The organism is Mammaliicoccus sp. N-M50 (assembly GCF_022386995.1).
In the GTDB taxonomy this organism is placed as follows: domain Bacteria; phylum Bacillota; class Bacilli; order Staphylococcales; family Staphylococcaceae; genus Mammaliicoccus; species Mammaliicoccus sciuri_A.
Genome location: NZ_JAJNJA010000005.1, coordinates 95,570 through 110,832, shown reverse-complemented (window position 1 = coordinate 110,832; position 15,263 = coordinate 95,570). Strand labels below are relative to the sequence as shown.

At 33.3% G+C, this 15,263-nt stretch carries 13 protein-coding genes; 7 read left to right on the top strand and 6 right to left on the bottom strand.

Annotated elements, in window-relative coordinates:
• Positions 1 to 106 precede the first annotated feature (106 nt).
• The 6 genes from gtfA to LQ622_RS09315 all read left to right on the top strand — a co-directional run bounded on the left by gtfA (position 107) and on the right by LQ622_RS09315 (position 9,597).
• On the top strand, positions 107 to 1,612 hold the full coding sequence (gtfA, locus tag LQ622_RS09340) for an accessory Sec system glycosyltransferase GtfA (protein WP_239762312.1): 1,506 nt from the start codon (positions 107 to 109) through the stop codon (positions 1,610 to 1,612).
• Entirely contained in the window at positions 1,605 to 2,924 is a 1,320-nt protein-coding gene (gene gtfB, locus LQ622_RS09335; RefSeq protein ID WP_239762311.1) for an accessory Sec system glycosylation chaperone GtfB, read from the top strand. Before gtfA ends, gtfB begins: the two co-directional genes overlap by 8 nt.
• A 207-nt stretch (positions 2,925 to 3,131) precedes the next feature.
• Positions 3,132 to 5,468, top strand: a complete 2,337-nt coding sequence (locus LQ622_RS09330) for an MMPL family transporter (protein ID WP_239762310.1) — start codon at positions 3,132 to 3,134, stop codon at positions 5,466 to 5,468.
• Positions 5,469 to 5,500: 32 nt separating this feature from the next.
• A complete protein-coding gene (locus LQ622_RS15070; protein ID WP_037589126.1) occupies positions 5,501 to 6,049 on the top strand; it encodes a TetR/AcrR family transcriptional regulator in 549 nt (182 codons plus the stop codon).
• Between the two features lie 370 nt (positions 6,050 to 6,419).
• Positions 6,420 to 7,727: an LLM class flavin-dependent oxidoreductase gene (locus LQ622_RS09320; protein ID WP_239762309.1), complete on the top strand. Its 1,308-nt coding sequence runs from the start codon at positions 6,420 to 6,422 to the stop codon at positions 7,725 to 7,727.
• A gap of 52 nt (positions 7,728 to 7,779) precedes the next feature.
• Positions 7,780 to 9,597, top strand: coding sequence for a solute:sodium symporter family transporter (locus tag LQ622_RS09315; RefSeq protein WP_239762308.1), 1,818 nt, complete (start codon positions 7,780 to 7,782; stop codon positions 9,595 to 9,597).
• A 195-nt stretch (positions 9,598 to 9,792) separates the two neighbouring features.
• Here the strand turns inward: LQ622_RS09315 and LQ622_RS09310 are convergent, their stop codons facing one another.
• The 4 genes from LQ622_RS09310 to LQ622_RS09295 form a co-directional block, all read right to left on the bottom strand.
• Complete coding sequence (locus LQ622_RS09310) at positions 9,793 to 10,200, bottom strand: DUF7679 family protein (RefSeq protein ID WP_037589129.1); 408 nt, start codon at positions 10,198 to 10,200, stop codon at positions 9,793 to 9,795.
• Between the two features lie 751 nt (positions 10,201 to 10,951).
• Positions 10,952 to 11,374: a lipocalin-like domain-containing protein gene (locus tag LQ622_RS09305; RefSeq protein ID WP_037589130.1), complete on the bottom strand. Its 423-nt coding sequence runs from the start codon at positions 11,372 to 11,374 to the stop codon at positions 10,952 to 10,954.
• A 36-nt stretch (positions 11,375 to 11,410) separates the two neighbouring features.
• Complete coding sequence (locus LQ622_RS09300) at positions 11,411 to 12,166, bottom strand: SDR family NAD(P)-dependent oxidoreductase (RefSeq protein WP_037589131.1); 756 nt, start codon at positions 12,164 to 12,166, stop codon at positions 11,411 to 11,413.
• A 17-nt stretch (positions 12,167 to 12,183) separates the two neighbouring features.
• Positions 12,184 to 13,503 carry a GntP family permease gene (locus tag LQ622_RS09295; RefSeq protein WP_037589132.1) on the bottom strand — a complete coding sequence of 440 codons (1,320 nt, stop codon included), beginning with the start codon at positions 13,501 to 13,503 and terminating at the stop codon, positions 12,184 to 12,186.
• A 182-nt stretch (positions 13,504 to 13,685) separates the two neighbouring features.
• Here LQ622_RS09295 and LQ622_RS09290 point away from each other — a divergent pair, with 182 nt between their 5' ends.
• The gene (locus tag LQ622_RS09290; protein WP_126477410.1) at positions 13,686 to 14,597 is read left to right on the top strand and encodes a LysR family transcriptional regulator; all 912 of its coding nucleotides are present in this window, start codon (positions 13,686 to 13,688) and stop codon (positions 14,595 to 14,597) included.
• A gap of 181 nt (positions 14,598 to 14,778) precedes the next feature.
• Here the strand turns inward: LQ622_RS09290 and LQ622_RS09285 are convergent, their stop codons facing one another.
• Positions 14,779 to 14,886, bottom strand: coding sequence for a putative holin-like toxin (locus LQ622_RS09285; RefSeq protein WP_078099944.1), 108 nt, complete (start codon positions 14,884 to 14,886; stop codon positions 14,779 to 14,781).
• A gap of 241 nt (positions 14,887 to 15,127) precedes the next feature.
• Positions 15,128 to 15,250 carry a hypothetical protein gene (locus tag LQ622_RS15065; protein WP_275589903.1) on the bottom strand — a complete coding sequence of 41 codons (123 nt, stop codon included), beginning with the start codon at positions 15,248 to 15,250 and terminating at the stop codon, positions 15,128 to 15,130.
• Between the last annotated feature and the right edge of the window lie 13 nt (positions 15,251 to 15,263).

Sequence of the window (15,263 nt, the reverse complement as noted above, 5' to 3'; positions counted from 1 at the left end):
TTTTATTAAATGCAAATATTATATAATTATTTAAAAAGAGAATTGCGGAAGGTTAGTTTGTTTGTAATTTTTATAATTATGATAATTTGTAAGGACGGGACTTATTATGACAATATATAATATTAATTATAGTATTGGTTGGGCAAGTAGCGGCATCGAATATGCCCAATTTTATAGAGCTAAGATGCTACGTGAACAAAAGGAAAGTTTGAAATTTGTATTTTTAGACTTTATGACACGTGAGAACATTCAAACTTTAACAAGTCATATGGGATATTATGATCATGAAATTATTTGGTTATATCAATATTTTACAGATATTAAAATTGCACCTACTACTTATACCATAAATAATTTAATTGATACGCTTGATATGAAAATAACACGTCGAGAAGAAAATAAAAAAATAGTAAAGTTGTTTAGTGAAACGAATCAAACATACGTGACATGCTTTCTAAAGGAACAAGGTAAGCCATATGTGGATAGAGCAGAGTTTGTTTCTCGAGGAAAACTAATCAGAAAAGATTTCTATACTTACACTAGAACATTCTCGGAATATTACGCGCCACATGAAAATAGAGCGAAAGTTTATATGAGACAATTCTATAATGAAGATGGTTCTATTGCTTATAACGAGTATTTAAATAATAACGGTCAGTTATATATGTTTAAGGATCAAATTTTCTATTCTAAAGAGGAATTTGTAGCTTATTTCATGAAATGTCTGCATTTAACATCAAAGGATATTGTGCTTATTGACCGGTCTAAAGGAATGGCTCAACCTGTTATTCAAAATAAAAGCGAGGCTCAATTAGGTGTTGTCATTCATGCTGAACATTATAGTGAAAATTCAACAACTGATGATTATATTCTATGGAATAATTATTATGAATATGTATTTTCTCATTCAAGAGAAATTGATTTTTATATTGCAGCAACAGACCGACAAAAAACAGTTCTGAGTCATCAATTTAATCAATATTACGGAAACCTTCCAAAGATATATACAGTGCCTGTTGGTAGTATTCATGATGTGATTATACCGGATAGTAGAAAGCCTTATTCAGTCATAACGGCATCAAGATTAGCCAGTGAAAAACATATAGATTGGTTAGTAAAAGCCGTTGTCAAAGCAAAACAATCTATTCCAGATTTGATATTTGATATATACGGAGAAGGCGCTGAAAGAAACATGCTTCAAAAATTAATCGAAGAAAATGAAGCGAATGACTATATCAAGCTTTTAGGACATGTGAAGTTACAAGATGTATATGCGAATTATGAATTGTTTTTCGCAGGTTCAACAAGTGAAGGTTTCGGGTTAACATTGATGGAAGCTGTCGGCTCTGGTTTAGGGATGATAGGATTTGATGTCGATTATGGAAACACAACATTTATCAGTCATAATGAAAATGGTTATTTAATTCCATTCGATAAAAGTCACCAATCAGAACAGGAAATCGTCGATAATTTAGCTAATGCAGTTGTTCAATTTTTCAAAAATGATACTTCATCATTTCATGAGAAATCTTATGAACTTGCTGAACAATACAAGACTGACAATATTAAACAAAAGTGGTTTCACTTAATTGAAGAGGTGCTACATGATTAATCTATTTGAATCTTTCGATATAAGAACACAAAGACTTTATAAAACATTTGAGAACGCAAAGGTGAATGTACAGACCATTGTCATTGAAGAAGATGGTTTCTTACCTTCAAATGTCATAACACCTTATCAGTTTTTCGCAAATAATGATGATCATGCTTCAAAACCTTTATTCTTTAACCAAGTGCCATTGCCAAGATTTTGGGAAATTGAAGGTAATAATAATTCAGCAGAAATTAAAAATATGGGCGAAGTAAAAGGTAGAATTATATATAAGAAGAACTACGGTTTTAGAATAGTTGAGCGAATTGAATGGTTGAACAAACAAGGTAGGACGCAAGTCATTGACTACTATAATGATAAAGGTTTAAAGTATGCGCAATTAATGGTTGATGATAATCAAAGACGCATTGTTAAACGATGGTTTAATGATCGAAATGAAGAAATTATAAGTGAGAATTTTGTAACGAATGATATTATGTTGAAATGGAACGATAAAGAGTATATCTTTCAATCAAAAGTACAGTTTGTCATATTTTATTTGAAAATGAGCGAAACACCTTTAGAAAGCTTTTTAATCAATTCTTTAGCTATACCTTTTGCAGTCCTTCATGATTTAAAAGAAGAAGGACACGACTATTTGTATTGGCAAGAACAAATGAAAGATGATTTACCGGGAAATATGAAGCTTATGTTAGCTGATAAGACAAGAGGTAGTAAAATTTTAGTACCAAGTAACGAGGAATACAATAAAGTACGTGAACTTGTAGAATCTGAACATCAAAGTAGAATTGCGAAAGCAGGTTATGTATACGAGTTTAAAAATAATCATAAAGAAGCGCGCAATGTGCTCACATTAACGAACTCTGATCAGATTCCACATATTGAAGATATCGTTAAAGCTCACCCTCAATATCAATTTCATATTGCAGCTATTACTGAGATGTCTCAAAAGTTACTTCAACTTAATAAATATCATAATGTCACGCTATATCCTGTAGCAACTAAAGAGAAAATTCATACTTTGTATGAAACATGCGATATTTATTTAGATATTAACAAAGGTAATGAAATTCTGGATGCTATTAAAGTAGCATTTGAGCACCAGTTATTGATTTTAGGATATAAAGAAACAGTGCATAATGCAGATTATATTGCGAAAGAAAATCAATTCTCGTTAGAACATAAAGATCAATTAATCCATGCGTTAAAAGAGATAGAAGCGGACCCTTCATTAGCTGATACTAAACGAGAAAATCAATTGAAGCATGCAAGTTCAATACAAGCGCAAGCATTTGAAGCATTGTTTGAATAATAAATGTGTAAATAAAGAATAGAGAGTTACAGCCAAGGCATAGCACAAGCCTTGGCTGTTTTTTTAAATTTAAAACTACATTACATGCTCTAATGTAGTTTATCTTACATTTTGCCCTTAATTATCTCTACTATTTAAGTGAGTACTCCATTATCTTGTAGTTATGTCAATATAGTTTAAACTACAATCGAAATTAGGAGGAAGATTATGGCAAATGTATTGTATAAAATAGGGACTTTTATGGCTAAACATAAAGGTTGGGGGGCTACTATTTGGTTGGTTATACTTTTATCAGTATTAGTACCAATGTTACTTACGAACCCTAAGTTTGATAATGATTTAACGATGAATGATTTAAAATCAGTCGATACGAATAATAAAATTAAAGATCATTTTAATCAAGATAGTGATAAGGCACAAATTCGTGTCGTTATAAAATCAGAAGATAAAGAGGGCATTGTTAAGCCTGATATTTCAAAGGATATTCAAGATTCATTGAAGAGTATTAAAGATGATGACAAAAAAGTCGATAGAATATCTGATCCATATGAAATGAAACAAATTAGTTCTGATAAGACAACAGCTATAGCAGAAGTTTATTATGATGTATCTGCAACGGCATTATCAGATGATTCAAGAGATAAAGTACAAGATAAATTTAATGATTTAGAAGATAAATATAATGTTCAAGTTGAATATACTGGAACAGGTATGAAGACTACAGATGTAGGTGCTACTTCTGAAATAGTAGGTGTAGCAGTAGCGTTTATCGTCTTATTAATAACATTTGGGTCATTAATCGCTGCAGGTTTACCAATTCTCAGTGCAATTATAGGATTAGGTACAAGTGTGAGCATTATATCGCTATTTACATTAGCATTCGATATCCCAAATGTAACGTTAACACTTGCTGTTATGATTGGTTTAGCATTAAGCATAGATTATGCATTGTTTATTCTTTCGAGATATAAAGAGATTAAACGAGATGAACCTGACACAATAAAAGCAATCGGTTTAGCAACGGGAACTGCTGGTAGTGCAGTCGTATTTGCAGGTGTTACAGTCTTAATTGCTGTATTAGGTTTATCAGTGTTAGGCATCGATTTCTTAACGACTACAGGTTTAGTTGCAGCTATTAGCGTCATATTTGCTATGTTAACAGCGATTACGTTAGTACCTGTATTAGTTGGTATATTCCATAAGCATATTAAACCTAATAAACAGAACGTTCAAAATAAAAATGATGCAGATTCATTCTGGTCAAAATTCGTTGTTAATAAGCCGTTATTGGCTATTCTTGTAGGTTTAATCATCATTGTATTAGCGATTATTCCAGTAAAAGATATGCGTTTAGGTATTCCTGATGATGGCATGAATCCTAGCCATACGACACAACATAAAGCATACAACATTATTTCTGATAAATTCGGTGAAGGTTATAACGGTCAAATCGCGATGCTTGTGAATGTCAAAAATAAAAAAGATGATATGCAGGCACTTCAACAAGATTTACAAAGTTTAACGAAAGATGTAAAAGACATCAAAAATGTTGATACTGTCTTACCACCTATGATGAGTGAGAATAAAGATTATGCTTTAGTAATTATCGTTCCAGAAAAAGGACCAAATGATGAAACGACGAATCAATTAGTACATGATTTAAGAGACTATAATGATGATGCTAAAAAAGATTATAACTTCAAAACGGAAGTATCAAGTCAAAGTGTAATCAACATTGATATGGCAGAGAAAATCAATAAGAGTATTCCACTATTTGCGAGCGTCATAGTCGCACTAGCGTTCATTTTATTAATGGTTGTATTTAGATCTATACTCGTACCTCTAAAAGCTGTATTAGGATTTATACTATCGCTATTAGCAAGTATGGGTGTCACAACACTTATTATGCAAGATGGTGTCATGTCAGAACTATTTGGTATTGATACACCAGGTCCATTATTTGCGATTTTACCTGTTATTCTCATCAGTTTATTATTTGGACTAGCAATGGACTACGAAGTATTTTTAATGTCGAGAATACATGAAGAATATAATAAGACTAAAGATAATAAACTGGCCGTAAAATTAGGTATTAAAAAGAGTGGTCCAGTCATCGTTGCAGCAGCATTGATTATGTTCTCAGTATTTATCGCATTTGTATTCCAAGAAGATCCAATTATTAAATCAATGGGTCTGTCATTAGCTTTAGGTGTATTGTTTGATGCATTTATAGTACGATTAACATTAATTCCGGCACTTACAACTTTATTAGGAAAAGCAACATGGTTTGTTCCAGCGTGGTTAAGCAAACTGATTCCTCATATTGATATCGAAGGTCGTGATTTAGAACATACAGCTAAGCAAAATCAAACATATCATCAACCTACACCCGAAACAAATATGCATATCAATAGTCCATTAATAGATCAGCATATTGAAGTCGATGAACAAAATAAAGAAGAAATTTTGGATATATTGAAACAACAAAGTAAAAATATTGAAAGCATTAATAAAATTTTGGCAGAACTCATTAAAAAATCATAAATGCCAGAATGAATACAAAGGAGGATTTACAAATGAAATCATATAATAAATGGGATTTAAGAGTACAAAAGACATATAAGCTATTGCACACATCACTTATCACATTGTTAGAAAAACAAAGTTTCGATGAAATAACAGTACAGGCAATTTGTGATGAAGCAATGGTGCACAGAACAACCTTTTATGCCCATTTTGAAGACAAATATCATTTGTTGTCATCATGCTTAGATTACATCATAGAACATGAAGCAGTTTTTACAGATATAACACTCTCGCCAGAGAAGTGTTTAAAAGAATTGATAAAAATTGTAGATAAATATAAAGATGCATTTTCTCAAGTGATATCTAATAAGAAAGCATCTATACAAAATATATTAAAAAAGAATATGTCAGAAGGTATCAAACAACATATTAAAGAATCAGGGCATATATATGATTCATCACATATTGATATTATCATCGCAGCATATGTCGCTTCAGTACTCTCTATATTAGAAAATTACGTAGCCGAAGACGTTGAAATCAATGAAAAAGATTTAGATAACATACTCAACACCTTATCTAGAATGTTTGCGTCGTAGTAAATATTAATTTCCCATCCAACCACACTTGTTTACTATGACCTTATCTTATTTCTTGGTATGATAAGCATGATATAAAGAATATTAAGATAAGAGGTGTTTCAAATGATGTTTATTGCTGCATTCATTCCTGTATTCATTGTTGGCTTTATTATTCTTGCGATTATGGAAGAGAAAAAGAAGAAAAAATAAGTTTTCGACTTTTTATATAAATTGAATTTATCTATACCTACCAATAATTGATGTTGGTAGGTATTTTTATTTTTAAAAATAAATTTTTTGAAAATTGTAAATTGACTCTATAAATAGACAATGGTAAGATATTTCTTATTAATCCAATCGGAATAATAAATAATGGAGGGGAACAAAGATGAAAAGAATGAAATTAGGATATTTTTTAACAGGTTTTGGACATCATGTTGCGAGTAGTAGACATCCTGAGTCTATCAAAAAGGGTGGTATGAATTTAGAGAAGACGATTGAACAGGCAAAGATTTTGGAAAAGGCTAAGTTTGATTTCTTGTTTGTATCAGACAGTTTGTATGTAGATAAGAAGACACATCCTGATATGTTTTCATTTTTCGAACCTTTATCACTCATGTCTATTGTAGCTAGAGAAACGAAGCATTTGGGTCTAATTGTAACGGGTTCAACGACATATTCTGAACCGTTCAATCTAGCAAGAATCTTTGCTTCTTTAGATCATTATAGTAATGGTAGAGCTGGTTGGAACATTGTTACTTCTGGAATTAATGCGACTGCATCGAATTTCAATGGAACAAATAATGTGGATCATGATTTAAGGTATGAGCAAGCGGATGAATTTGTAGAAGTTTCTAAACAGTTATGGCATTCATGGGAAGATGTGAATCCTGAAAAGTTACACGATGAAGGTAGATTATTGCCTGATTATCAACCTAAGACGATTGATTATAAAGGACGATTTTACAGTGTTAAAGGGCCGTTAAATATTGAACAACCTCCTCAAGGTCATCCTTTACTTGTGCAAGCTGGCTCTTCTAAGAAAGGCATTGATTTTGCGGCTAAGTATGCAGAAGTTGTATTTACTGCTCAAAATGATGTGGATGCAGCTGTGCGTTTTGCTGAAAATTTAAAACGTAAAGTTAAAGAAAAAAGAGGCGATCACCAAGATGTTGTGATTATGCCTGGAATATTCCCGTTTATTGGTGAAACGAGAGAAGAGGCAGAAAAGAATTATAATGAGTTGCAAGATTTGATTCCGAAAGAAATGGGATTAGAATTACTATCTTCTTATTTAGGTGATACAGATTTAAGTGGATATGAATTAGATACACCATTTGAGGATGTTGAAATCGACCAAGGAAACAATATTCAAAGTCGTGTTGATTTGATTAAAGAAACAGCTAAGAAACATCATTCTACACTTGAAGATGTTATGAAACATGTAGCTGGCGCAAGAGGTCATCATATTATCGTTGGGACACCTGAAGATGTTGCAGATAGAATGGAAGAATGGTTTACGAAAGGTGCTGCTGATGGCTTTAATATTATGGCACCACTCAATCCTACACAATTCCAATTATTTGTAGATAAAGTGGTTCCAATATTAAAAGATAGAGGATTAGTACAAGAAGATTATAACGAAGGAACATTACGAGAAAAAATTGGATTAAGTTATGCAAAGCAACATAGTTAAGAACGATTAAAACAGTTAAAGCTGTTATTCTTCTGAAGAGGTGGTCAACAATATGTATGTAGCTTTTACACTTGTTTCATGTGCATTCTTTATCGGTATTGTCGCTTGGTATTCTTACTATAAGACGAAGAATACTGTAAATAGTTCTGGCGGATTTTTCTTAGGTGGAAGAGGGTTAACCGGCGGATTTATCGCAGGTGCCTTAATTCTTACCAATTTATCTGCCGAGCAATTAATAGGATTAAACGGACAAGGTTATCAGAATAACTTATCAAGTATGGGATGGGAAGTAACTGCTGGATTTTCAGTCATTATATTAGCGACCATTCTATTACCCAAATATTTAGGAGGCGCCTTTACGACGCTTCCTGAATTTATAAATACGCGTTTCGACCATCAAACGAGACTATTAATTGTCGTGTTATTTATGGTGGGTTATGGTTTCATTACCATTCCTTCAGTACTGTATTCAGGCTCATTAGCTGTGATACAAATTTTTGATATACCCAATATGTTTGGCATTACATATGAAATATCAATCTGGATCATCGTTTGGGTGATCGGCATTATCGGAATGCTGTATGCAGTTCTTGGTGGGTTAAAAGCAATTGCAATTTCAGATACATTAAATGGTATCGGATTGTTGATTGTCGGAATACTGGTTCCGATACTTGGATTTATTGCACTTGGTGATGGCAATATGTTAGCTGGCATGAAGACAATTGCTACAGAACATCCAGAAAAGCTTAATTCAATCGGTTCACAACAAGATGACGTGCCATTTGGTTCGATTTTTACAGGTATGATTTTTGCTAATTTATTCTACTGGGGTACGAATCAATATGTGATTCAAAGAACACTCGGAGCGAAAAGTTTAGCAGAAGGTCAAAAAGGTGCGTTATTTACAGGTTTTCTTAAGATTCTTGTACCATTTTTAATGATGATACCAGGCGTTATCGCATATCATTTATACGGTTCAGGATTAAAGAATATGGATTTAGCTTATCCAACTTTAACTAAAGATGTCTTTCCGACATTTTTAAATGGTTTCTTTTTAGCTGTACTATTAGGTGCAGTATTCTCAAGCTTTAATGCGTTGCTCAATAGTGCATCAACATTGTTTGTTTACGATATTTATAAAGTACTCATCAATAAAGAAGCGACTGATAGACAAATGATCAGAGTGAGTCAATGGTTCGGCGTCATCTTGGCGCTTATTACATTCTTTATTTCACCCATGTTAATGAATGCACCACAAGGCTTATGGACAATCATTCGTCAGTTTACAGGATTCTTTAACATACCTATCATCGCAATCGTACTGGTAGGGATATTTTCAAAAAGAATTCCAGCTATCGGACCTAAAATCGTGATTATTTCACATGTCATTGTTTATTATTTACTCATATGGGGCTTGCCGATGTTTTTCCATTATGAGATGGCGATAAACTTTATTTACATACAAGGATTATTGTTTGTCATTGAAGTACTTTTAATGATTGTTATTGGAGCAATTAAGCCATTAAGTACACCTTATCAATTCAAACCAAATCCTAAAGTAGATATGACACCATGGAAATATACCATTCCAGTGACAGTAGTCTTATTTGGGTCAATGGTCTTTACATTCGTATTGTTCTCACCGATAGGATTAGCCTCACAGGAGAATATCGTTTCACCATTATTCTGGCCAATGGTCGTAGCGCTCGTCATAGTAGTGGGCGTTCTGTATTACGTCAGTCTAAAACAATGGTCACATAAATATGAGTCAACACTAAAGCAGCAGTACAATAAACAACTCAAAGAAGAATTAAATATAGAACAACAAGGAAATGTTTTACCGAATAGCTTAGAACAGTCGGTGAAATGATGAGAGATAGTGGGTTGATCTATAGTGTAACTTTACTTGTATAAGTTAAGAAAAATGTGTTAAAATTTAGAAGTAATATAAATAACCATCAGGCTCCGGTTAGAGAACTGATGGTTAATAAGTAAAGGCTCACAGGTGGATTGTGAATACCAAACAAACCTTAATAGGTGTAAGCTAACTATACTGCGAATATAGTTAGCTTATTTTTTTATGCCATTTTTTCCATTGGTAGTATTGATACATGATATTAATCTTAGACTTCAATTTATGATCGTGTCTTAAAAAAGCAGAGCTTCTCCAAAAGTGTTTCCAACCTTTCTTTGACCAATTATCAAATGTTAGAAACTGACCTCTTGTGCGCAGTGCTTTTGGTTTATTGAGATAGAATACATTTTTAATTAAGCCAACACCAATTAATGGTCGATAATGATTCTTTGCGCTATATGGTTCTAAAGGAATGTTGATTAAAGCATGTTTGAACATCTTAGTCCAAGTCTTCGGATTTTCTTTTCGATATATACGCATCGCTTCCTGTAAATCATTAGGCAATTGATAGTTCAGAACACGTCCATCCAAGCGCTTAACTTTTACATAAAAATACATTTTAGACACAGATGAAAATTACCTCCGAGCGAAAATTAATACCATAATTATACAATAGAAATGTATGGAAGGTCTAACGAGAATGTAAGGTGGGCAGGGCGGAATGGGGGTGTTGGAGGTCTGAATATTGCAAGTGGAGTGTGACTAGCAATGTTCAGGACATTATATTTATCAAGACCACCTAAACAAGATAAATAGCGGGCTTGTATTTATCAAGACTGGCGAAACAAGATAAATAGTGGGCTTGTATTTATCAAGACTGGCGAAACAAGATAAATAGCGGGCTTGTATTTATCAAGACTGCCCAAACAAGATAAATAAGCGCTCCGTATATTGCAAGACTCCCCAAACAAGCAACATAGAACTCCCGTATGTTGCAAGACTCCCCAATCTAGCAACATAGAACGCCTGTATGTTGCAAGACTCTCCAAACAAGCAACATAGAACGCCTGTATGTTGCAAGACTCTCCAAACAAGCAACATAGAACGCCTGTATGTTGCAAGACTATCCAAACTAGCAACATAGAGCTCCTGTATGTTGCAAGACTCTCCAATCTAGCAACATAGCGCCCACTTTTCCTAATTCTCTCCGCCAACCCGCCAATCCAATCTACTGCCAATCCGCCCCAGATCCATCAGCCTCCCTAAAAGATCCACCAGCCACTCCATCTCCAGCCCCAATCACCCATCTCAAAACAGAAAAAACCGGGACTGCCATACTAGTCCCGGTTTTCTCATCATTATTATTTAATTATTTCACACGTTCCCAAACGAGTTTTTGGTTGGGAACGTTACCGTTTATGATACTTAGTGTATCGCCTTCTAATGTGAAGATTCTTGGTTGTGTTTCTCCTAACCATGTTGGGTTCATACTTACTTCCATTGTGTGGTACACTGTTGAATTTTCTTCATCTAATTCAAATTTACCTGAATATGCTACGTATCCGTGTGCTGCTGTAGCCATTTCATCTTGTGTACCTGTGTGTAAATCTCCTGATTCATATGCTGGACGGCCTTGTTGCATTAATTGTGCTGACATATAGCCGTCTGGGTTATACATGATAAATCCTGTTGCATCTTTACCTAATGGGAAAAAGATTTCTCCGTTTTCAGTTTCATCTTGATATCTTACTAATTTCCAAGTTCCAATTAATTGATCTTTTAAATTAGCCATTTGAACACTTCCTTAGATAATTTGTTTATTTATAAATTATGCGTTAGAACCGCCTGATACACTGATTGTTTCACCAGTAATTGCTGAAGCACCGTCTGATGCTAAGAATATGACAGTATCTGCAATTTCTGATGGTTCTAATAAACGGTTCATTGGCATTTTACCTGTAATGTATTTTTCCATTGCTTCTTGTTCAGTAGAATTGTCTTGTTCTGCTAAGTGTGCAAGTTGATTTTCAATTAAAGCAGTACGAACTGGTCCTGGTAATACAGCGTTTGAAGTAATACCATCTGCTACAACTTCAAGTGCTACTGTTTTAGCAAATCCAATTTGAGCGAATTTAGAAGCAACGTAAGCTGATTTGAATGGGTCTGCCATTTCACCATGTGCTGATGAAATTGTAACGATACGACCTTTTTTCTGTTGTTTCATGCTTGGTAATACGTGTTTAGTCATTAAGAATGTACCTGTTTGAATAACACCGATAACTTGGTTCCATTTTTCTAATGGGAAGTCTTCTACTTTAGAAATAAATTGAATACCTGCATTGTTAACAAGTACATCTATTGGACCATATTGTTCAGTGATTTCTTTAATTGATTTTTCAATAGTTGGTTCATCTGTTACGTCTACTTGATAAGCGACACCGTTGTTTAAAGATTGTGCTGCTTTATCAGCAACTTCTTTACTCATATCAAAAATAAATACACGGTCACCTTCTTTATCAAAAGCTTGTGCGATTGCATATCCAATACCTTGTCCTGATCCTGTTACGATTACGTTTCTCATAATGTAAAACCTCCTGAATTTTATAGAATAATTGATGCTAAAATAACAACGATAAGTGCGAGTAAGTTTGCACCTGTGTTTGTAATGAATAAATATTTAAAGCCGTTTTTGTGTGTTAAGCCTGTTAAAGCGAAGAATGTTAATACAACGCCTGTGTGCGGCATAACTGTGAATATTGATGAAGACATTGTAGCTACTCTGTGAATAGCATCTGGATCGAGTCCCATATCAACATATTGTTTACCGAATGCTTGCATTACGATACCTAGTGAACCAGATGCAGATCCTGTTATCACACCAAATAATGCAGATGCGATTGATAAACTAATTAATGGATTGCCTGGTATATTTAAGATGAAAGTCTTAATACCATCAAATCCTGGTGCTAACGTGACAACAGTACCAAATGCGATAGCTGAAGCGGTTAAGAACATTGGTAAGATAGAACTTACTGCACCATCATTAATAATTGCTTTTTGTTTAGGAATATATTGATAAAATAGTATAGCTGATAAGATAATAGACACTGCTAAACCAATCAGAATAACATTGTCTACTCTTAATATACTACCCACAATATTAATTACTATTAACACGATAATTGGTAAAATACTTAAATAAAAGTTCGGTGTTTTATTTTTAGATTGATCAGAAGCGTCTTGTTCGACATTAAAGTCATCGAATGTTTCACCTTTTTTAAGACTTTTATTTAATGCATATTTCATATACCATAACCCAAATACTATTGCGACAACTGCACCGATAATACCTAATAAAGGTGCCGCTGTTAATGTTGTACCTAAATATTTAGTAGGGACAACGTTTTGTACTGACGGTGTACCAGGGAGCATCGTCATCGTGAATGTACCTAAACCTAACATGATTGGAATACCAATTAAGTTCCAAGCGATATTTAATTGCTTGAATAATGGTTTAGCTAAAGGCACAATAACAAAGACAACAACAAACAGGCTAATGCCACCATATGTTAAAATAGCAGTAATTAAGAAGATTGCTACTAATATAGAATAAGGATTGTTTGTACCAACTTTGCTAATGATTTTTTCAGCGATAGATTGTGCTGCACCACTTTGGTCCATATACTTCGCAAGTAGTGAACCTAGAATGAATACACCAAAGAAACTAATAATAAAACCGGCGAGACCAGTCATATACGATTCTTCGGTACCGACTAAAGAATTAAAGAACGGTAAGCCATTTGTTAGAATAACAATGATTGAAGCTATTGGCCCTATAACCAAAATAGAATAACCTTTCATTGATAAATAAATAATGAAGAGGATACCTATAATGATGCCAATCGTACCTATTGTTTCCATAAAATCCCCCTATAACAATTACGATTTATGTGATTACATATACTATTATTCGCCTGAAATCGCCTGAAGTAAAAGACTTGTTTAGTTATTAGCGTGATAACTAATTAGTTATAGAGGTGTATGAAAGCAAGTATCATAAGGGGTTACGCTTATAAAGATAGACATAAAGGGGACATGAACCTATGAACAAATTACATGCTAAATCATATTTAGAGGCTATTGTGAGATTTGGAAACATTTCTCATGCAGCTAAACATTTATACGTTTCACAGCCTTATTTAAGTAAATTTTTGAAAGATATAGAATCAGAAGTAGGGGTTAAACTCATTGATAGAGAAAGTAATCCTTTAACATTAACTTACGCAGGAGAACGTTATTTAGCTTATGCAGAAGAAATGGAGAACATCTCTCAAAAAATGGCTTATGAATTACAAGAAATCGCCAATTTAGAAAAAGGACGCTTAAAAATAGGGGTGAACCCATTTCTAGCATCACATACTTTATATAATATTTTGCCTGAATTTATAAAGAACTATCCAGGTATCGAAGTTGAATTAATAGAAGACAGTGCGAATCAAATAGAAGTGCTACTTGCAGAACATAAAATAGATATTTGCATAACCATATTACCTATCAATAATGAAGAAATAGACTACGAGACGTTATATACAGAAGCATTGTACTTAGCCATCCCAGACCAGAATCCATTAGCGAAATATATACAATCTTCAGAACATAAATTACCATTTGCGATTAATAAATTGAATCGAGAAAAATTTATACTACTTAAGAACAATATGACATTACGCAGAGTGACAGATACATTTTTTGAAGATCATGATTTGAAGCCACAAACAATAGTAGAAACCATTAATGTAGATAATGCACTTTACTTAGTAAACGAAGGATTAGGCATAACAGTCGTACCAGCAAGTGTAAAAATGAAATCATCACATCAAAACGTAAAGTATTTCAAATTAAATGAGTTCGTTTATAAGAACACAGTAGCAATTGCATATAATAAGCATTTTGATATCTCTAAAGCAGCAAGTGTCTTTTTAAATTTAGCAATAATGCGATTTAAAGAGAGATAGGTGTTAAGAACTAAAAGAACATAGAAAATAGACAAAATATACCAAATTATGATATTATGTAAATGAAAAAGGACAACGTGCGCGAACACGTTGCCCGATGAGCCCGTTCGAAAGACGGTGACTGAAGTTTTTAGAACAATAATAAGTAATCATTCCAGAACTCCGTCAAAAGTTGGAATGGTTACTTTTTTGTGTTTAACTTCACAATTGTAATGACTAAGCCAATTAAGACTACGATAAAAGTACCGAAATCTATCATCAGCTTAATTGCATCAACAATTGGAATCACTAAAGGCGTCTCCTTTCTAAAGATTTTGTTGATACTTTCATAAGCACCACCTCACTCTATACTGAGATTAGCCACCATCAATCCAACTTGCTCTGTTATATTATACCAAATTACCAGTATTTGTAACATAATTTTTGGTTGTTATAGACATAATATTACGGATTATTGTATAATATAACTATAAAATGGCGACGTACACTAACACGTTGGCCAGTTAGCCCGTTCGAAAGAAAGTGGCTAGTTAGTTGATTAAAAAGTAACCATTTAACTGTCCAAAGTTAGAGATGGTTACTTTTTGATTGTTGCTTATTAATATTAAACCAATGATTGATATGACAACCATTAGAATTTCATAATCAGTCATTCTACTACTTTCA